This is a genomic window from Nostoc sp. DedSLP03 (assembly GCF_034530815.1).
GTDB lineage: Bacteria > Cyanobacteriota > Cyanobacteriia > Cyanobacteriales > Nostocaceae > Nostoc.
This window is the reverse complement of record NZ_JAVRCK010000015.1, coordinates 51,899-71,140: the sequence shown is the minus strand read 5'-3', so window position 1 is coordinate 71,140 and position 19,242 is coordinate 51,899. Positions and strand designations below refer to the sequence as shown.

At 41.8% G+C, this 19,242-nt stretch carries 17 protein-coding genes and 1 pseudogene; 9 read left to right on the top strand and 9 right to left on the bottom strand.

Annotated features, from left to right (window positions below):
* The first annotated feature begins 13 nt into the window (after positions 1-13).
* Positions 14-430 (top strand): helix-turn-helix domain-containing protein, encoded by a 417-nt coding sequence (locus tag RM368_RS38730; RefSeq protein WP_416212228.1) that lies wholly within the window; start codon positions 14-16, stop codon positions 428-430.
* Positions 343-1,008 carry a transposase gene (locus RM368_RS09960; RefSeq protein WP_322693917.1) on the top strand — a complete coding sequence of 222 codons (666 nt, stop codon included), beginning with the start codon at positions 343-345 and terminating at the stop codon, positions 1,006-1,008. The genes RM368_RS38730 and RM368_RS09960 overlap by 88 nt, the downstream gene beginning before the upstream one ends.
* Positions 1,009-1,168: 160 nt before the next feature.
* Here the strand turns inward: RM368_RS09960 and RM368_RS09955 are convergent, their stop codons facing one another.
* The 6 genes from RM368_RS09955 to RM368_RS09935 all read right to left on the bottom strand — a co-directional run bounded on the left by RM368_RS09955 (position 1,169) and on the right by RM368_RS09935 (position 7,418).
* Positions 1,169-1,732 (bottom strand): hypothetical protein, encoded by a 564-nt coding sequence (locus RM368_RS09955; protein ID WP_322693916.1) that lies wholly within the window; start codon positions 1,730-1,732, stop codon positions 1,169-1,171.
* 247 nt (positions 1,733-1,979) lie between these two features.
* On the bottom strand, positions 1,980-2,573 hold the full coding sequence (locus tag RM368_RS09950; protein WP_322693915.1) for a DUF4360 domain-containing protein: 594 nt from the start codon (positions 2,571-2,573) through the stop codon (positions 1,980-1,982).
* 447 nt (positions 2,574-3,020) lie between these two features.
* A complete protein-coding gene (locus RM368_RS38725; RefSeq protein WP_416212226.1) occupies positions 3,021-3,359 on the bottom strand; it encodes an element excision factor XisH family protein in 339 nt (112 codons plus the stop codon).
* Between the two features lie 26 nt (positions 3,360-3,385).
* A complete protein-coding gene (locus tag RM368_RS09945; protein ID WP_322693914.1) occupies positions 3,386-3,991 on the bottom strand; it encodes a Uma2 family endonuclease in 606 nt (201 codons plus the stop codon).
* Between the two features lie 121 nt (positions 3,992-4,112).
* Positions 4,113-5,726, bottom strand: coding sequence for an NAD(P)H-quinone oxidoreductase subunit 4 (locus RM368_RS09940; protein WP_322693913.1), 1,614 nt, complete (start codon positions 5,724-5,726; stop codon positions 4,113-4,115).
* 582 nt (positions 5,727-6,308) lie between these two features.
* Positions 6,309-7,418 (bottom strand): S-(hydroxymethyl)glutathione dehydrogenase/class III alcohol dehydrogenase, encoded by a 1,110-nt coding sequence (locus RM368_RS09935; RefSeq protein WP_322693912.1) that lies wholly within the window; start codon positions 7,416-7,418, stop codon positions 6,309-6,311.
* 409 nt (positions 7,419-7,827) lie between these two features.
* Between RM368_RS09935 and RM368_RS09930 the strand changes: the two genes are divergently transcribed.
* From RM368_RS09930 to RM368_RS09910, 5 genes are all read left to right on the top strand, one after another.
* The gene (locus RM368_RS09930) at positions 7,828-9,111 is read left to right on the top strand and encodes a valine--pyruvate transaminase (protein ID WP_322670381.1); all 1,284 of its coding nucleotides are present in this window, start codon (positions 7,828-7,830) and stop codon (positions 9,109-9,111) included.
* A gap of 70 nt (positions 9,112-9,181) precedes the next feature.
* Positions 9,182-9,769 (top strand): ribosome maturation factor RimM, encoded by a 588-nt coding sequence (gene rimM, locus RM368_RS09925; RefSeq protein WP_322693911.1) that lies wholly within the window; start codon positions 9,182-9,184, stop codon positions 9,767-9,769.
* 62 nt (positions 9,770-9,831) lie between these two features.
* Positions 9,832-10,086 (top strand): hypothetical protein, encoded by a 255-nt coding sequence (locus RM368_RS09920; protein WP_322693910.1) that lies wholly within the window; start codon positions 9,832-9,834, stop codon positions 10,084-10,086.
* 18 nt (positions 10,087-10,104) lie between these two features.
* Entirely contained in the window at positions 10,105-10,446 is a 342-nt protein-coding gene (locus RM368_RS09915; protein ID WP_322693909.1) for a type II toxin-antitoxin system PemK/MazF family toxin, read from the top strand.
* A gap of 185 nt (positions 10,447-10,631) precedes the next feature.
* Complete coding sequence (locus tag RM368_RS09910) at positions 10,632-13,013, top strand: phosphoketolase family protein (protein WP_322693908.1); 2,382 nt, start codon at positions 10,632-10,634, stop codon at positions 13,011-13,013.
* A gap of 443 nt (positions 13,014-13,456) precedes the next feature.
* Here the strand turns inward: RM368_RS09910 and RM368_RS09905 are convergent, their stop codons facing one another.
* Together RM368_RS09905 and RM368_RS09900 are read right to left on the bottom strand one after the other, a co-directional pair.
* Complete coding sequence (locus RM368_RS09905; RefSeq protein ID WP_322693907.1) at positions 13,457-13,594, bottom strand: hypothetical protein; 138 nt, start codon at positions 13,592-13,594, stop codon at positions 13,457-13,459.
* Positions 13,572-14,108 (bottom strand): GNAT family N-acetyltransferase, encoded by a 537-nt coding sequence (locus RM368_RS09900; protein ID WP_322693906.1) that lies wholly within the window; start codon positions 14,106-14,108, stop codon positions 13,572-13,574. The genes RM368_RS09905 and RM368_RS09900 overlap by 23 nt, the downstream gene beginning before the upstream one ends.
* Before the next feature lie 317 nt (positions 14,109-14,425).
* Here RM368_RS09900 and RM368_RS09895 point away from each other — a divergent pair.
* Positions 14,426-14,581: pseudogene (locus tag RM368_RS09895) on the top strand (hypothetical protein); the annotation flags it as partial.
* Between the two features lie 215 nt (positions 14,582-14,796).
* Here the strand turns inward: RM368_RS09895 and RM368_RS09890 are convergent.
* Entirely contained in the window at positions 14,797-17,211 is a 2,415-nt protein-coding gene (locus tag RM368_RS09890; protein WP_322693904.1) for a hypothetical protein, read from the bottom strand.
* 232 nt (positions 17,212-17,443) lie between these two features.
* On the opposite strand from RM368_RS09890, the gene RM368_RS09885 reads away from it, so the two are divergent.
* The gene (locus tag RM368_RS09885) at positions 17,444-19,057 is read left to right on the top strand and encodes a DUF1565 domain-containing protein (protein WP_322693903.1); all 1,614 of its coding nucleotides are present in this window, start codon (positions 17,444-17,446) and stop codon (positions 19,055-19,057) included.
* The last annotated feature ends 185 nt before the right edge of the window (positions 19,058-19,242 follow it).

The following is a 19,242-nucleotide window of genomic DNA, read 5'->3' as shown; positions in this document are numbered from 1 at the left end:
ATGAGGCACACTAATTAATAGTGCATCAAGAAATACAATAAAGCCGTACTCAATCGATTTACGAGAAAAAATAGTAAAAGCTTATGAGAGAGGTGACACTTCGGTTAGAAAAGTAGCTGTTCAATTTGGTGTAGCGAAAAGCTATGTACAAAAGCTCCTCCAACTAAAGAGAACCCAAGGTCATCTAGAACCCAAGAAGCAAGGTGGGACAATGAAAGGTAAATTGGATGAGTACGGTAGTGAATTAGCCGAAATGGTTAAAAGCCATCCAGACGCAACTTTATCAGAATACTGCGAGTATTTTGGAGAAAAGAACAACGTTTGGGTATGTGCAAGTGTAATGTGCTGTGCATTGCAAAAACAAAAACTAACACGAAAAAAAAGACTTTACGCAGTAGCCAAGCGAAAACAGAAAGAGTCCAAAAGCTGAGAATAGAGTATTGGGAGAAAGTAAAACAAATAGACCCAGAAAACCTGGTTTTTATCGATGAAATGGGTGTTTTACTTGGTTTGACTCGTACTCATGGCAGAAGCGATGGCTTCGCCAACGCCAAGGGCGAACGCGGCAGTAGAGTGTATGATTTTAAACCATATTATCGAGGTGCAAAAGTTAGTGTAATCGGGGGAATTAGTTTAAAGAAAGTTTTAGCTGTCATGACTTTAAACGGCTCGATGGATGGAGATGCATATAAAGTCTTTATCGAACATTTTTTGTTACCACAATTATGGGCTGGTGCAGTTGTTGTAATGGATAATCTTCCTGCACATCAAGTCGTAGAAATTAAACCCTTAATTGAATCTGTTGGTGCAAGTGCCCTATACATGTCTCCCTATTCCCCTGAATTTAATCCCATCGAGCATTGGTGGTCACAATTAAAAGCATTCTTGAAACAATTTTCTCCAAAGAATGCATCTGGAGTTGATGTTTTAATTAAAATAGCTCTTGAATTAATTAATCCTGAACATCTCAAAAATTGGTTTACAACTTGCTGCTACTGTACCTCATAAACTCCGAATATGCTGTATGTTAATTTAATCAAACTGAAAAGTAAAATTCACTGCCTAAATACTAGTAAATTTATGTTTTCATTCTGACTCACAAGCGATCGCACCACCCCAACATCTTAATGTTCTTCACTTTTTCCTGAAGGAGCGCTAAAACCACATTTTATTGTTGTTGAAGTGCAAACTTTAGCTCTGTCAACTCTAATTCTCCTCCGTTCGTCATTAATACTAAATTAATGCCTAAAACACTTTTTCCTGTAGTTGTATAATTAGTTAGAGGTATTTGATTAGTCAAATTAAAATTTATAGCACTTCCATACATCATTTGATATGGAGTTGGTTTATCGCCAAGTAAAAATGATGAGATAGATATTTGTGCTGGTGCGTTCTTGACTACACCTTTTACAGCTAAAGGCACAAGCCTAAATTGCTTTTGAGTATTAGAAGTATTAATTCTAACGATACATCTAGCTCTTGGCGATTGTGCATTTACAGTTATAGGAGAGCCAAGTGTAAACTGATTTATTTGCGGATTGAAAGTTATATTACATCTCCGATTAACTAAAAAGTTTGGCTGGTTATCTATTGCAACAGCAGTGCTAGATGAATTGGCATTATAACAGAAAAAAAACAAGCATATTAATATGAAAAAATTACGTGCATCACTTAATCTCAACATAACTTCCTCTCCATCAACAGAAATTTGTAATTTGAAAGAAGAATACATTCGGTAGATTCAATGAGTGGGGGATTTAGACTCACCACTCATTGAAGACCACTAAATTTAGAATTTGATACGGTGTGTCACAATACTGCTCGGTTAAGCATTTTCAACTCGGCATTGGGTTTGGGGAAAAGGTTAAAGGGTAAAGGTTAAAGGTTTTTTCTTTCCCCTTCCCCCTTCCCCTTTTCCCCTTAACCGACAAGTATTGCGGTGTGTCACTATCTATGCGCAGAATAGCAAAAAGCGAGGACTAACAACGTCTTAGGTCAAAATAAAGCCTTACATCCCCAGCATTGAGATCGGCTGTATCAACGAAAATAGAACTTCCTGCTGAGGATTGTGCAATCAGATTAATACCTAATAGTCCTTGCCCACCACCACTACATAAACCTGTAGCAGCTAGAACAGTAATCTCATCTTGCTCTGCAAATGCCTTACTAGATGTAAACTTGCTAGTTTTAGGGGGAGCTACAGCTTGACCAAGAGCACCACCACTAAAGCTATAAGTTCTGTTTAAGCTAGTACCTTTACTCTTGCTATTAATATCAGTAGTTCCTTGGTACAGTACTTGTACATCTTGGACGATGAAACCACTTGGAATAAAAGTTTGAACGCGTAAAATACACTTTTGACGCTGACCATTGAATGCACTAAAGTTATCCAAGACGATCGATAAGCTTCTACCATCCTCTCCAGGAAGCTGATCTGCAACACTACATCCACCAGACCCGATTGCATCTCCAAAAGTAATACTAGGCTCATCAGCCAAAGCTTTGTTCGCAATTACGTTGATTCCAAGAATTGTAGATAGAGACAGTAATACACCAAATTGTTTAAAGTTCATATTGATTGTACCTATGTTGTTAAAGTTGTTTTTTCATGGAAAATGCAGTCAAAATGCATCTCCCCCAACTATTTAACTAGTGCAGGATAAATCTCTAGAAGGTTTACTTTATTTAGAAACTAAATCGTTTTTAACTGTGGCAGGAATTAACTTAGTGTAGGTATAGCATCACCTACGTAGGACTCACCTGTAATAGCCTAAAGTCTTGAGATTAAAAAATGGCACTTTCTCTGTAAAATCCATGAGAGAACTCTCCTATAGATGCAAAAGTAGAATTAAGCTTCAATACCTTCGCTAAGAAAAGAGGCAGTCAAGCTTTTGCCGAAATACCCCAACACAAGAAGGTGTAAACTCTCAAGCTAATTCATGCAATAGTTAAGTGTCTCTATCCTGAAGTTACAAAAAGAATATGAGGAACTTGTGAGGGAATACGGTGCTTATTAAAACTTAAATTTTGCCAGTATTCAGGCTGGAATTTACTGGAATATCAATAAAAATAATCTTAATACTACAGAGATGTATATGTCGTTTCAATACTTTTCGGATAAGCCTAACAATCTCTCTTTTGGTCTGGGAAAAGGTTAAAGGGCAAAGGGGGAAAGGTAAATTCAAACCCTTTCCCTTTCCCCTTTCCCCCTTAACCGAAAAGTATTGTATGTCGTTTGTCCTTATATTAGATATCTGATGAAAGAGAATGTGAGGAACTTGTGAGGAAATAGTGATGAGCCAACCCTCTTTCTCCAAAGCGCGTCTTACTGCATCATGGAATATGTCTTTCGCCGCCATAGATTCCTAACATTTGTATTTCTTCCTTACCAAATCTGACTTAAATCCAAAACAAACCCAGTTAGCAAAGGTTCACCATTCAGCGTTTTTGGATTATCTAATTGTTCAACCGCAATATTAGGACGATAAATAAAAACTTGGCGTTGTTTTCTATCAATTAACCAACCAAGTTGAGTGCCATTATCTATATACTCTTGCATCTTGTTTTGCAAAATTCGCAAGTTGTCGCTCTCAGAACGCAATTCAATCACAAACTCAGGACAAATTGGTGCAAATTTTTTTCGCAGTTCCAATGATATGGCTTCCCAGCGATCGCGTTTTATCCAGGCTGCATCGGGCGATCGCACTGCACCATTAGGTAAAGTAAACCCAGCACTGGAACCAAAGCCTACACCTGTAGCATCTTGCTTTGTCCATACCCACAATTGCCCAACTAAGTTAAAATTGCGTTCATCAGTTTCCGAACCAGTTGGGGGCATAATGACTAATTCTCCAGCAGCATTACGTTCAATGCGAAAGTCGCGGTTTAGCTGGCAAAATTCATAAAACTGATCGTCAGTTAGTGCGATCGCAGGTTGCAATTGCAAGACCATTGGTATAATTTCTATGGCTATAGGTAAGTTAATGGTCATAATTCATATTTTGGGGCTTCACCTGTCTTTAGGATATATCTTGGCAAAATTTTAGGGGTGGTTACAAAACCACCCCTTCAAATTTAGAATTTACTTGCAGACCCCTTAATGGGAAGTTAATTTACTCAGAAATATTAATTGAACTTTCAACTTGAGAAGTAGCCAATGTTGGTGCAGAGAAAATACGCGAGTACAGACTTGCTGGTTGTTGATGAGCAACAACTGGTAGAACTTGACGAGCATGGGCGGCTAATTCTACTGCTTTGACATCATAAGTCTGCGTTGCTAATTTGGGATAAAACCCGATTCCGATGATTGGCAGTAGCAAACAAGCGGTAATAAATATTTCGCGGGGTTTGATATCAGAGATTACAGCATCCAAGTGCAACTCTTTATTTTGCTCACCGTAGAACACTTGACGCAGCATTGACAGTAAATAAATCGGTGTCAAAATCACGCCAACTGCTGACAGCAGCACGACTACAACTTTGAAGCTGGAACTGTAAACATCACTGCTGGCGATACCCAGAAACACCATCAACTCACCCACAAAACCACTCATTCCGGGTAAAGCCAGAGAAGCCATTGAACCGATGGTAAACAGAGCAAAGGTTTTGGGCATTACCTTAGCCATACCGCCCATTTTATCCATCATCAAGGTGTGGGTGCGATCGTAAGTCACGCCAGACAGGAAGAACAAGCTAGCAGCAATCAAGCCGTGAGAAACCATCTGTAATACTGCACCGCTGATACCAAGCTCTGTGTAAGAGGCAATCCCAATCAGCACAAACCCCATGTGGGCAATTGAAGAGTAAGCCAAGCGGCGTTTGAGATTGGTTTGAGCAAAGGCACAGCAAGCACCGTAGACAATGTTAACCACACCCAAAACTGCTAACACTGGGGCAAAAGTCACATGGGCATTGGGCAACATTTCCACATTGAAGCGGATGAGAGCATAACCACCCATTTTTAACAACACACCAGCCAAAATCATTGAACCGGGTGCTGATGCTTCACCGTGGGCATCAGGTAGCCAAGTATGTAAAGGGAAAATCGGCATTTTCACACCGAAGGCAATTAAGAAACCTGCATAAACCAACAATTCCAAGGTTTTGGGGTATTCTTTCATTCCTAGAGTCGCCATATCGAAAGTGACGGTATCTCCAGAGAATGCTATTGCAAAACCTGCAATCAAGATAAATATTGATGCAGCAGCGGTGTAAAGAATAAATTTGGTAGCGGCATAACGGCGGTTTTGTCCTCCCCAAATGGAAATCAGCAGGTAAACTGGCACTAACTCGATTTCCCACATTAGGAAGAACAACAGCAAATCTTGGGCAACAAATACGCCAAGCTGGGCGCTGTACATCGCTAACATCAAACCATAAAATAATCGCGGCTTGGTGTTAACTTTCCAAGCCGCGAATATTGCGAGGGTATTTATTAAGCCTGTCAGAAGCACCAAGGGCATCGATAAACCATCAACCCCCACAGCCCAATGCAAACCTAACTGCGGTATCCAAGGATAGTTTTCTATAAGTTGGAGTCTTGAACTCTGGAAGTCGTATTTATACCAAAAGGCATAAATCATCAGTGCAAAGTCGGCGATCGCAACTCCCAGACCATACCACCGCACAGTTCTACCTTCCTTGTCTGGGATTAAGGGGATGGCTAAGGTAGCCACCAAGGGTAAGAGGATTATAGCTGTTAGCCAGGGAAATTCAATAGCATTCATTACTTCTGACAATTAATTTGCCTTATCACTTTTGATTTCATTATATTAAGCAATCAATATTTTTGTAAACATTCTTTAACTTAAGAAGATTAAATTTTTGACAAAGATAAGAACATATACTCATTGAATGTCAATTTTTCAGGATAAATAAGAATAAATACTTATCCGGTTTTGACGATTCTATTCTAAATGTAAACTTTTGCAACGTCAACAAAAAACGGTAGCTCAAGCTACCGTTACAATACAGTTACATTTTTTGGTTCAGCCCAATTGTCAGTACTATTTAGTCTACGCTTCTAAGTTGAGTCATAAATCTAACCTTTTGTATTGGGTTACAGCAGTTTTCATGTATTTAGGCCACAATTATGAGACCTAACCCCCAGCTCTTTCCCTACAAGGGAAGGGGAGAAAATCAAAGCCTCTCTCCTCGTAGGAGAGAGGTTTGGAGAGAGGTCTATTTGTGGTTCATTTACCTGAAAATAGCTGTAAGTGCAACGCCAATTTAAGGTTTAGCTATGTACTGAGATACTTTAATGTGCTAGCTATGAGAGCAAAATACCCTTTTAAAACATCCTCTAACAGCTAAAAAGTCACCACACTACGAATTGATTCACCTTTGTGCATCAATTCAAAAGCATCATTAATTTGCTCAATGGGCATCACATGGGTAATTAAATCATCAATATTTATCTTACCTTCCATATACCAATCAACAATTTTTGGCACATCTGTACGTCCTCTAGCGCCACCAAATGCTGAACCTTTCCAAACGCGCCCAGTTACTAATTGAAAAGGACGAGTACTAATTTCCTGTCCAGCACCAGCAACACCAATAATCACGCTGACGCCCCAACCTTTATGGCAGCATTCCAATGCTTGACGCATAATATTGACATTACCGATACATTCAAAACTATAATCAGCACCGCCTTTTGTTAAATCAACTAGATAGGGAACTAAATCACCCTCTACTTCTTGAGGATTAACAAAGTGTGTCATACCAAATTTTTCTGCCAAGGCGCGTTTGTTGGGATTAATATCTACCCCGACAATCATATTTGCCCCTACCATCCGCGCCCCTTGGATGACATTTAAGCCAATACCACCCAAACCAAAAACCACAACATTTGCTCCAGGTTCCACCTTGGCAGTATTGATGACTGCACCAACACCAGTAGTCACACCGCAGCCAATGTAACAAACCTTATCAAAGGGGGCATCTTCCCGAATTTTTGCTAAGGCGATTTCTGGCAGCACCGTATAGTTAGCAAAAGTGGATGTACCCATATAATGATGAATCATCTGCCCATCAATACTAAAGCGACTAGTGCCATCGGGCATCACACCGCGTCCTTGAGTTAGGCGAATCGCTTGACAGAGATTAGTTTTGAAACTCAAACAATATTCGCATTGGCGACATTCGGGAGTGTAGAGGGGAATCACGCGATCGCCTGGTTTGAGACTGGTAACACCAGCGCCTACTTCCACTACCACACCAGCACCTTCATGTCCCAAAATCGCCGGAAACAAACCTTCGGGATCGTCACCAGATAAGGTAAAAGCGTCGGTGTGGCAAACCCCGCTTGCTTTCATTTCAACTAATACTTCGCCGGCTTGTGGGCCTGATAGTTGAACGGTTTCAATCGTCAACGGCTTACCTGCACTGTAAGCTACTGCTGCTTTAACTTCCAATGTCAGCGCTCCTGTATAGTTTTGTCATTTGTCATTTGTCATTTGTCATTTGTCATTTGTCATTGGTCTTCTTCCCCTGCCCCTCTGCCTCCCCTGCCTCCCCTGCTCCCCCTGCCTCCCCTGCTCCCCCTGCCCCCTGTACACTGTAACCTGTACCCTATTCTCTTCTTTACTCCCCAGTTTTCTCACAGGCATTGAACGCATGATAAACTTTTGTATTACTTCATCGTATTTACTAAGCACGATCGCGGCTATAACGATAAATATTATTACCTTTGTTAAAATGTCATTCTCTGGCTAGATTGGTTAAAGGCGGCAACAGCTGTTTTGGCAACGATGTAAACTGGATGTCAGCAGCAAACCTCAAATAATTTGTCCACCCCTAAATTAATATATTTTGTCACAGCTTATGAACCCTGCCCTAACTCAAATTGGCGCTCAAATGTCCAACCTGACTGGCGTCAGAGCAATCATGAAGGATATTATCGAAACATTACGAGCGGGTGCAGGGCAGCAGTTTATTAATTTGAGTGCTGGTAATCCGTTGATTTTGCCAGAGGTAGAACAATTATGGCGAGATTGTACTGCACAGCTTTTGGCTAGTCCAGAATATGGTGAGGTAGTTTGCCGCTACGGTTCAAGTCAGGGCTATGCACCATTCGTTGAAGCGATCGCCAACGACTTTAACAAACGCTACGGGTTAAAATTAACCGATCGCAATATCCTCATCACCCCCGGTAGTCAAACCCTCTACTTCTACGCTGCCAATACTTTCGGTGGCTACACCCCTAGCGGCGAGTTAAAACAAATTGTTTTACCCCTCAGCCCTGACTACACAGGTTACGGTGGCATTTGCTTAGTTCCAAAAGCCTTAACTGCCTACAAACCAACTCTCGATATTGATGCGGCTGCTCACCGATTTAAATATCGCCCCGACTTCAGCCAACTTACGATTACAGAAAATACGGGTTGTGTTCTCTTCTCTCGCCCCTGTAATCCTACTGGTAACGTCCTCACGGATGATGAGGTGAAAAAGATTGCTGCCCTAGCTGCGCCTTACAATCTACCCGTGTTAATTGACTCAGCTTATGCGCCTCCCTTCCCAGCATTAAACTTTACCGACATGACACCAGTGTTCGGTGATAACATCCTCCACTGCATGAGTTTATCGAAAGCCGGATTACCAGGAGAAAGAATTGGTATAGCTATTGGGGATGAAAAGTGGATTGAAGTGCTGGAGTGTTTCCAAGCAAACATGAGTCTCCATTCTTCACGTTACGGCCAAGCGATCGCAGCTTATGCAATCAATTCTGGTGCTTTAGTGGAAATTTCTCACACTGTCATCCGTCCCTTTTACCAAAATAAATTTACCGTTTTAGAAACCAGCTTAGAACAAGCGATGCCCAAGGATTTACCTTGGTATCTCCATCGCGGTGAAGGAGCAATTTTTGCTTGGTTGTGGTTACAGGATTTACCCATGAGTGACTGGGAATTTTACCAGCTAGTTAAGCAAGTAGGTGTGATTATTGTCCCTGGAAGTACCTTCTTCCCCGGTTTAGACCAAGAGTGGGCGCACAAGCACCAATGTTTCCGCATCAGTCTTACAGGTACAGATGAAGAGATAGCCACTGCTATGCAACGTTTAGCAAAAGTGGCCGAAGAAGCTTATCAGCGTGCGGCTGTGACTGCCTGATTAAGGGCAGAGGGGCAGGGGAGGCAGGGGGAGCAGGGGAAGAAGACCAATGACAAATGACAAATGACAAATGACAAATGACAAATTAGATAATTGGTTAGAAATTGGTAAGATTGTTGCCCCTCAAGGATTGTCTGGAGAATTACGAGTTTATCCTGTATCAGACTTTCCCGAAAGATTTGAAGTACCGGGAAAACGTTGGTTGTTGTGTTCAGGTGACACAGAACCGCAACCAATCGAATTATTAACAGGACGTTATATCAGTAATAAAAACTTGTATGTAATCAAATTAGCTGGCGTGGAAAATTGCGATCGCGCGGAGGCGTTGCGCGGTTGTAAATTAATGGTACCAGCAAGCGATCGCCCCCAATTAGGCAAAGATGAATATCATGTCCTCGATTTGATTGGCTTAGAAGTCTTTATGCAAGCATCTGGCGAACTCGTAGGTACGGTGGTAGACATCATCCCTGCCGGCAATGATTTGCTAGAAGTAAAATTACACCCATCTTTTACTACTGACAAAGGACAAATAACAAATGACAAAAAGCAAAAGACTGTTTTGATTCCATTTGTAGAAGCGATTGCACCAGTGGTAGACTTGCCATCTGGTCGTATTGAAATTACGCCACCGCCTGGATTATTGGAAATTAATAATTAGGTTAAAATAATTCGTAATTATAATTAGTACACACTCTATATATTAATTTAGGAAATGTGGCAATGCTAGAAGAACCAACAGCAACTATTCATCGGCAACTGCTACAAATATTGTCCCGATTGCCCTTCTCTTCTCAAGAAGAAGTATTAGATTTTGCTATCTCTCTCCAGAAAAAAAAACTAACTCAGGATTGGGATGCTATTTCTGATGCGGAGGCTGCTGCATTGAAAACTGAGTTTGCTGATGAAGATTTAGCTTTTGCAGAATCTCTTTTAACTGATTATCTCCCCCGGCTTCAGCAAGAGGACGAAGTTTGATGCGAGGAGATTGTTTATTTGGCTGATTTGAATCCGAGTCGAGGTTCAGAGCAAGCAGGTATTCGACCAGTGATTATTGTTCAGCGAAATAGACTAGCTCAGTTTACAACGACATTAGTAGTAGTTCCTTTAACCACTAATCTGCGACGTGCCACTATACCAGGTACAATTATCATACCTTCAGGTGAAGGCGGTTTAACACAAGAGTCAGTAGTGCTTTGTTATCAAATTGTTGTTATTGATAAACAGCGATTAATCAGAAAATTAGGAACTCTTTCTTATAATTATTTAATAATGCTAAAAGTGGCATTAGATTACACTTTACAACTAGAAAATTATGACGAAGAAAATGCCGATTGATAGCATTAATCAATAGCGTCGGTGTAGCCTAGCATAGACATTGCTCTCTATCCTCTACTCATAGCCAAGGAATTTAGTCAAGAAGGCTGAAAAAATTCATCATGGGTAGATGGCCATCATCTTGAAAATAAGTAAGATTACATACTGGTGAATCCGTCAAAATCCTTTTGTAATGGAGTGTCGAAATGACATTAGCCAGTCCTCCACAAACAAAGCCTTTAACAGATGAAGAATTACAGAAGATAAACGCCTACTGGCGTGCAGCGAACTATCTTTCGGTTGGGCAAATATATCTATTGGACAATCCGTTACTGAGAGAACCTTTAAAGCTGGAACACGTCAAACCGAGGCTCTTGGGTCACTGGGGAACAACGCCAGGGCTGAACTTGATCTATGCTCACCTAAATCGGGTTATCAAAAAATATGACCTCAACACAATCTACATTGCTGGGCCTGGTCATGGAGGGCCTGGACTGGTAGCTAACACCTACTTAGAAGGAACTTACACCAAGTACTACCACAACATTTCCCAAGATGCTGAAGGAATCCAGAAACTCTTCAAACAATTCTCTTTCCCTGGTGGTATTCCCAGCCACGTTGCACCGGAAACTCCTGGTTCGATCCACGAAGGCGGGGAATTAGGTTATGCCCTCGTCCACGCTTATGGTGCTGTCTTTGATAACCCTGATTTAATTGTTGCTGCTGTTGTCGGAGATGGCGAAGCCGAAACAGGTGCTTTAGCAACTAGCTGGCATTCCAACAAGTTTCTTAACCCCGTACATGATGGGGCTGTACTGCCGATTCTGCACCTGAATGGGTATAAAATTGCTAACCCAACAGTATTGGCACGGATCGGTCATGAGGAATTAGAAAGCTTATTTGTCGGCTACGGCTACAAGCCCTACTTTGTCGAAGGTGACGATCCCGCAGATGTCCACCAGCAGATGGCGGCGACTCTAGATATAGCGATCGCCGAAATTCAAAGTATCCAAAGAGAAGCCCGCGTACATGGTTTCACCGAACGTCCTCAGTGGCCGATGATTGTCTTGAAAACCCCTAAAGGGTGGACAGGGCCCAAGGAAGTTGATGGCAAAAAAACTGAAGGTTTTTGGCGATCGCACCAAGTTCCTTTTGGCAACATAAGCAAACAGCCAGAACACCTGAAACTCCTAGAAGATTGGATGAAGAGTTACAAACCAGAAGAACTCTTTGACAGCAACGGTAAGCTGATTCCCGAATTAGCAGAACTGGCTCCCAAAGGGCATCGACGCATGGGTGACAATCCCCACGCTAATGGCGGTCTTTTGCTGTGTGACCTGAAAATGCCGGACTTTCGAGACTATGCCGTAGATGTTCTCAAACCAGGGCAAGCGATCGCTGAAGCTACCCAAGTTGCAGGAATTTTCCTCCGGGATATCATGCAACTTAACCAAGAAAGCCGCAACTTCCGCATCGTCGGCCCCGACGAAACGGTATCGAATCGCTTGGGCGCTGTGCTAGAAGCTACAGACAGAGATTGGGTAGCCCAGATCCTCCCCGAAGATGACCACCTTTCCCCCGACGGTCGGGTGATGGAAATTCTCAGCGAAACTAATTGTCAAGGATGGTTAGAAGGCTACCTCCTCACCGGACGCCACGGATTTTTCTCTTGCTACGAGGCGTTTATTCACATCGTTGACTCGATGTTCAATCAGCATGCCAAATGGTTGAAAACGACCAGACATATTCCCTGGCGTAGACCGATTGCTTCCCTCAATTACCTACTCACTTCTCACGTTTGGCGACAAGATCATAACGGTTTCTCCCACCAAGACCCCGGTTTTATTGACCATGTAGTTAACAAAAAAGCAGAGATCGTTCGGGTGTATTTGCCGCCCGATGCCAACACTTTGCTATCAGTAACCGATCACTGTCTCAGAAGCCGCAACTATGTCAACGTCATCGTTGCTGGAAAGCAGCCAGCATTGCAATATCTCAACATGGATGCTGCCATCAAGCACTGCACCAAAGGCATCGGCATTTGGGAATGGGCAAGCAACGATCAAGACGGCGATCCAGATGTAGTGATGGCTTGTGCTGGGGATATTCCCACCTTAGAAACCTTGGCGGCTGTGGATATTCTGCGCCAGCACTTTCCAGATTTAAAAGTGCGGGTAGTCAACGTAGTCGATTTAATGACACTACAGCCAAAAAGCGAACATCCCCACGGTTTAAGCGAAAAAGACTTTGACACGATTTTTACCACAGATAAACACATTATCTTTGCCTTTCATGGCTATCCCTGGTTGATTCATCGCTTAACCTATCGTCATACTAACCACGATCAGATGCATGTGCGCGGCTACAAGGAAGAGGGAACTACCACCACCCCCTTTGATATGGTTGTTCTTAACGAACTCGATCGCTTCCATTTAGTGATGGACGTAATTGAGCGCGTACCAAAATTGGGATATAGGGCAGCTTATGTCAAGCAGCATTTGCAAGATAAGCTGATCGAACATAAGCAATACATCCAGAAGTACGGCGATGATATGCCGGAAATTCGGGACTGGAAGTGGCCTTATTAATCGGAAGACTTACGCAAACAATAACCGAAATCTTTATTTTCAGGTAGGGGCAATTCATGAATTACCCCTACAATGTGCAGTTTTGCGTAAGTTCTAAATAGGAAATAATATCAATTCAAAATTCAAAATTCAAAATTCAAAATTAAGAAAACCAGACATAACAAAGGTTTGGGAGTATGTATCTGTTGCATTCTTTTTTTAAATTGGTATAAGTAGACCTCTTGCAAAAATCCTTGAATCACCTCTCCCCTTGTGAAGCGACAAGCCTTTCTTTAATGTGAGTTCGACGAGTGCTATTTTGACCTCTCCCCCAGCCCCTCTCCTGGTAGGAGAGGGGAGTAAAAACTTTTCTTTTCTCGTTCTCCTCCCTCTCCTTACCCAGACGCTACGCGTTCGCTTTTTAGGAAAGGGAGGCTGTCCGGGATAGGTCTGTCGAACTCACGTTATATATTAAATTCAAACAGTCGTTTGTTGAATTCGGGCGATCGTTTGTTGAATTCGGGCGGTCGTTGATTGAATTCGGGCGATCGTTGATTGAATTGTTCCTCATCTGGTGATTCAGCTAATTTCACTTTCACCATGCCAATCTGCTCGACTCAGGCAATAAACAAAGCACTCATCGTCACCAAACCGTCGATACTCGATAAATTTGAAGCCAAAGCGTTCATAGAAGCGGTGAGCGCGGGTATTACTGGCTAGCGGATCGATAAGTACAGCTGTCACTTGGGGATCGGCAAAACATCGAGCAAGTGCAAGCCGCATCATTTGTGTTCCATAGCCTTTACCCAAATCAGTTTCTTCCCCAATCCAGATATCAATGGCACGAAGATTCGCCGTCACATCACCCCAGTAATGGCTATCCTCATCTGCTGGATCGATAATCTGAATAAATCCGATGGGACGACCATCAATTTCAGCAATCAATTGCTCTCTCCATTCGGGAGTGCATTCAAGTTGTACTTCCCAGCCCCAGTCATCGTTAGGATCGGAGTTAACTACATGAGGTTGCTCATCCCAGTGGCGCAATAAATCCAAATCAGCAAAGCTAGCAGGGCGGAGGTTTATCCTTATCGCAGGTGGTGGGGCATAGTTCATACTGTTTCTCCTATGTTTTCGGCGATTCACGGGATGAGTTGAATCACGACATCGTTGGGGTCTGTGACTTGAAAGAACCTTTCACCCCAAGGTTCACTCTCGATCTCCGTTGTAATTTTCACATCTTACTGATTGAATTCGCGCGTCAAAAATCTCAAAGTAATGAATGGCAGTAAGAAAAGCCTAAAGGCTTGTGTTGTCTTGTTCCCAGCCTGGAGTCTGGGAATGTATCTAAAAAAGGCTCTGCCTCTTGTCAAGCTACTGGAGGCAGAGTCTCCCAGAATGGGTTCCCAGCCTCCAGGCTGGGAATCAGTGATTTAGTAATGGACGTAATTGAGCGCGTACCAAAATTGGGATATAGGGCAGCTTATGTCAAGCAGCATTTGCAAGACAAATTGATCGAACATAAGCAATATATTGATAAGTACGGCGATGATATGCCGGAAATTCGGGACTGGAAGTGGCCGTATTAATAGGAAGACAGGCTTTTTCAGTTGAAGAGAATATACAACTTTGCTAACTCCCTGACTTTGTAGGAAAGGGAGTTTTCGTCTATCATCAGTGAACCAAGTACAGTTCTCAAAACTATAGCAGGTAACAAAGAATAGGCAACAGGCTTAAAAGTCTTTTGCTATCGGGGTTTGACGTTCAGTTTCTCTACTAACCTACCTGGCAACTGCTATAACTACTACTTTCCCCGTGAGGCTTTTTCCCTCTTTCTTCTCTGCTCTATTGTATTTACGTTCTCTTGCTGCTGTTTGCGGTATTCTTTGAATCCATCACTGTTTTCATATTTTTCAATCCATTTGTTACCTTGCATATCCCCCAAATCTCTTGTATGTACCATATAAGTTTTGGGGTTTACACCTAATTTTTCCAAATGTTTTAAAGTCGTATACATCTGATGCATGTTAGGCTTATAGTGACCGCTTTTATCTGCGATCGCTTCTAGTTTGCCATCTATAACCATAATGGCACCAGCACCTTTGATTGGGATGCCAGCTAAAGCACTTGAATGATGATACTCCCCTTCCTTATGGGCATCAGCATAGAACTTTCCATCAGGGCTAAGAACAAAAATCATCCAATCATTTCCATTATTTGGTGCACCAAGAGCTATCATACCTTTTGAGCTAAGGTCATCTCCAAAGGTATCTATCCATTTACCTCCGCTAATCGTGACTCCTCTTGGTCTGCGCTCTGCTTCCGACTCCAGGTATTTGACTCCTGGAATCTCGATTTTTTTTCGATCTAGGTAATCCCAGAAAGACTCTGTAGTGGGAGGTGGTGAAGATTTCCCAGCATACTTTGATTTTGCTTTCCACTCCCAAAAATTTGTTTCGCCATCCTCTAGTTGTTTTTGCTCTTCAAAAGCTGTTCTCATCTGTTTGTCTTTTTCGTCTTGCTCATTCAGCCATTCAATGATTCCAGTCTCTTTCATCCAGTTGTGATAATGTTCTTTTCCTAATTTAAAAGCAGGTCGATGCAGTGCATCCCACGCCTCTAACCAATAATTTTCCTCGTGGTCGAGTCTCATAAAATTTAAACTTTTAGATTTACCTTTTATTTGAGGTAAAGATGAATCTGTTCTTACTATCTTCTTCAGTTTATTCCAGCGTTCCTTCCCGGTTGTCTTTGGTTTAGTTTGCTCTTCTACTTTGCTTTCTGGTATCTCTGGTTTAGTTTGCTCTTCTACTTTGCTTTTTGGTATGTTTATGTTCGTTGACTTCTTGAGATGCTGCGATAGAAACTTTTGCATGAGACCTCGAACCTCATCATCACTCAAGCGAGAGACAACCTTATTAGGGTTTTGCAGCAAATCAGGTATTTTTTTTCGTGCTTCTGTAATATCTCCACGCTCAAGAATATCTTGAGTTTCTTTTAGATGATCTTTTAGAGTTAGTTTAGGAGATTTTTTATCATTATGATATACAGTAAATAAATTAAATTTAATATTGTTTATGAAATTTTCATGATCTTTTCTTAACTGTTCATTTTCTTTTTCTAACTTAATTTTTTCCTTAGTTTCTTCTATAATTTTTATGATTTCTTCATCGCTTAAAGGAGTAATTTTAGTGATTCCATCTTGGATTTTACTTGACAGTAAATCAGTTAATAATTTTCGTGAGAATTGCATTATATCGTCGTACTCAAGTTGAAAATCCTGTTTTGATCTAAAATTATCTGGATTCTCTTCTTTTTCTTTTTTATATTCAGAAAAAAGATAGTCTGCTATTTTATTTAAATTTTTCTCAACCTCTCGATTGATATCGAATAAGGTTGTTTCTGATTCAGAAGAGGTGCTTGGTATTTCATCTTCTGACTTCACCTCTTCCTTCGATTCTTGAGGTCGAAAATCTGAGGCTTGTGAATTTGTATAAATGCTCGATCCAGACTCGGATTCTAACTGTTGCGCCTCTTCCTCTGCTTTGATAGACTTATTCGCTATCCGATCTGTTGTTGGTTTTCTCTTATCACTCAGCCACGGTTGTGAGTCAGTTGAATCTTTATTTTCTTGTGCTATCTGTTCAAACTTTTTAATTATATCTTGAACGCCAAAAAGCTGGATCACATCTCCATCTGTCTGAGTTATCTTACACTGTATCCCATCTACTGTATTCACTACATTACTCGATTCACTTGAAGCTGTTCTCTTATCGCTTACACCAACCTGATGCTTTAGTTTAGAAGCTGTCTGAATGGGAATATCCTTACTCTGCGGTTGATGCATTTGGCTTACGACATCTGTGGCTACCCTATTTGCTTCCTGCTCATACTTATCTCCAGGTTGCCCAATTGTAAGTTGTGGCTGAATTTGTTGTGCTAAACGTGTTTCACGCCTTGTAAATAAATTAGGGATTTCTAACAGGTTAGGCTGACCCTTAGTATTTTCTTTTCTCTGCATCCAGAAGTTATTCATCTTAGCTTGCAATACACCCAAGCGTTCCTGTCCTTCTAGCGTTATCGTGCCATGTTTTGCCTGGATTTCTAATTTTGTAGCCTCCATTTTTTGAATTTGAAAGGCTTGATTATCTATTTGTTCTTGGGTGAGAGGCTTCTTTGATGTCTCTTTACTCTGGATACGAAAGTATTGAGGTGTCAATTTGGATATTTCTTGGGGTCTTGGGTGACTTTGTAAGGTAGCTTTGTGGAGTCTTTGAAATTTCATTTATGATTTTTTTGTCACTCAGATCGAACGTATTGTAACACCAGAAGTGTTTGCATAATTTTTTAACTTTCTACGGATAAGTAATTTTAGCTAACTTAATGCATCGACCGCTACTCATTTTCATGGTTAGCGCTAGGATAGCTATGTATTTTATTAGAGTATAAATATGGCTCAAACTTTTTACGTAAATCCAGTATCAGGTAGCAATACCAACCCAGGTACTCAACAAGCCCCTTTCAAAACTATTACGCAAGCCCTGAAGGTAGCTACTGTTAATACCAAAATTCAACTAGCAGATGGTAATTACAATGCTGCTAGCGGTGAAGTCTTTCCGTTAACGGTTCCATCTGGTGTGACAGTGGTGGGTAATGAAACCAATAAAGGTAATGGCATTTTGATTGAAGGAAGTGGTACCTATCTGAGCCGTACTTTTGCGGGTCAGAATGTCACATTTGTACTGCTGGATAAAGCTGAACTCCGAGGAGTAACTGTAACAAATTTGGCTAGCCGTGGTAGTGGTGTTTGGATTGAATCAACTGCCCCTACTGTTGCTAATAGCACCTTCATCAACAATAAGCGGGAGGGAGTATTTGCTACAGGCGATGCTAACCCAGTAATTCTAGGTAATGTGTTCAGTGAGAATGCAGCTAATGGAATTGCGATCGCTAAAAATTCCAAAGGTCAAATCGAAAATAACACTTACTCTAAAACAGGTTTTGGCATTGCCATTAGTGATACTGCATCACCCATCCTTCGAGATAATAGAATTTATGAAAACCGTTCTGGGATTGTCATCTCTGGTAGCGCTCGTCCCGTATTACGTAATAATGTCTGTGAAAATAACACTGATGATGGGATCACAGTAATTGGAACTGCTCTACCGGATATCGGCAGTAACAATAATCCAGGGGGCAATACTCTACGCAATAACGGTAAATTTGATTTGCAAAATGTTAGTTCCAACAAGCTGATTTCTCTAGGAAATAAAATAGATGCGTCTAAAGTTACCGGAAACATAGAGTTTGCAGATAGTTCAGTTCCAACCCCGACTCCAACGCCAACGCCAACGCCAACACCAACGCCAACGCCAACTCCAACACCAACTCCAACCCCAACGCCAACACCAACGCCAACTCCAACACCTACTCCAACACCTACTCCAACTCCAACACCAACACCAACACCTACTCCAACACCTGCTATTGAATTAACCGATATTGCGAATCATTGGGCAGGTGGGTTTATTCGGGAATTAGTCAAATTGGGGATAGTTAATGGTTTTCCCGATCGCACATTTAAACCCGATGCGACGATGACACGGGCACAATTCGCGGCAATACTGGTAAAAGCTTTCAACCCATCGCCAAACCGTGCAGCGATCAAATTCAAAGATGTACTAGCAGACTTCTGGGCATCCAAGGTAATTCAGCAGGCATATCAGGGTTTATTTCTCTCTGGTTTTCCCGACAATACCTTTAGTCCGAACAAAAATATCCAGCGCGTGCAAGTGATTGTCTCTTTGGTGAATGGATTGGGGTTATCTAGTGATGGTACGGCAACTATCAAAGTTTTCGATGACCAAGCCAAGATTCCTGAATATGCCAAGGATGAAGTAGTAAAAGCTATAGACAAGAAAATTATCGTCAATTACCCAAACCTGAAACAACTCAATCCTACCCGCGATGCTACACGCGGTGAGGTAGCGGCGATAGTGTATCAAGCTTTGGTAGATGCAGGGCGTGTAGCAGCGATCGATTCGTCTTATATAGTGACTGCTTGAGGGGGCAGGGGAGACAAGGGGACAAGGGGGAATTATTGAACAACTCTCTCCCAAGTCTCCCCCCTCTCTTCTTCGTCTACCTTGTCTCTTCTCCATGCCCTCTGCATACCTCTACCTCTGGAGCATCCTTATGCTACCTACCCTTCAGTTTAACAAGCGTGCTATTCAAACTACGGGTGTTGGTG

Coding starts and splice junctions, on each gene's coding strand:
- RM368_RS09905 (WP_322693907.1), bottom strand. CDS start 13,594: ATGGTGAAAGTGAAATTAGCTGAATCACCAGATGAGGAACAATTCAAT.
- RM368_RS09950 (WP_322693915.1), bottom strand. CDS start 2,573: ATGAACTTTAAACAATTTGGTGTATTACTGTCTCTATCTACAATTCTT.
- rimM (WP_322693911.1), top strand. CDS start 9,182: ATGACAAATGACAAATTAGATAATTGGTTAGAAATTGGTAAGATTGTT.
- RM368_RS09940 (WP_322693913.1), bottom strand. CDS start 5,726: ATGAATGCTATTGAATTTCCCTGGCTAACAGCTATAATCCTCTTACCC.
- RM368_RS09885 (WP_322693903.1), top strand. CDS start 17,444: ATGGCTCAAACTTTTTACGTAAATCCAGTATCAGGTAGCAATACCAAC.
- RM368_RS09900 (WP_322693906.1), bottom strand. CDS start 14,108: ATGAACTATGCCCCACCACCTGCGATAAGGATAAACCTCCGCCCTGCT.
- RM368_RS38725 (WP_416212226.1), bottom strand. CDS start 3,359: ATGGCGGCGAAAGACATATTCCATGATGCAGTAAGACGCGCTTTGGAG.
- RM368_RS09955 (WP_322693916.1), bottom strand. CDS start 1,732: ATGTATTCTTCTTTCAAATTACAAATTTCTGTTGATGGAGAGGAAGTT.
- RM368_RS09945 (WP_322693914.1), bottom strand. CDS start 3,991: ATGACCATTAACTTACCTATAGCCATAGAAATTATACCAATGGTCTTG.
- RM368_RS09930 (WP_322670381.1), top strand. CDS start 7,828: ATGAACCCTGCCCTAACTCAAATTGGCGCTCAAATGTCCAACCTGACT.
- RM368_RS09910 (WP_322693908.1), top strand. CDS start 10,632: ATGACATTAGCCAGTCCTCCACAAACAAAGCCTTTAACAGATGAAGAA.
- RM368_RS09920 (WP_322693910.1), top strand. CDS start 9,832: ATGCTAGAAGAACCAACAGCAACTATTCATCGGCAACTGCTACAAATA.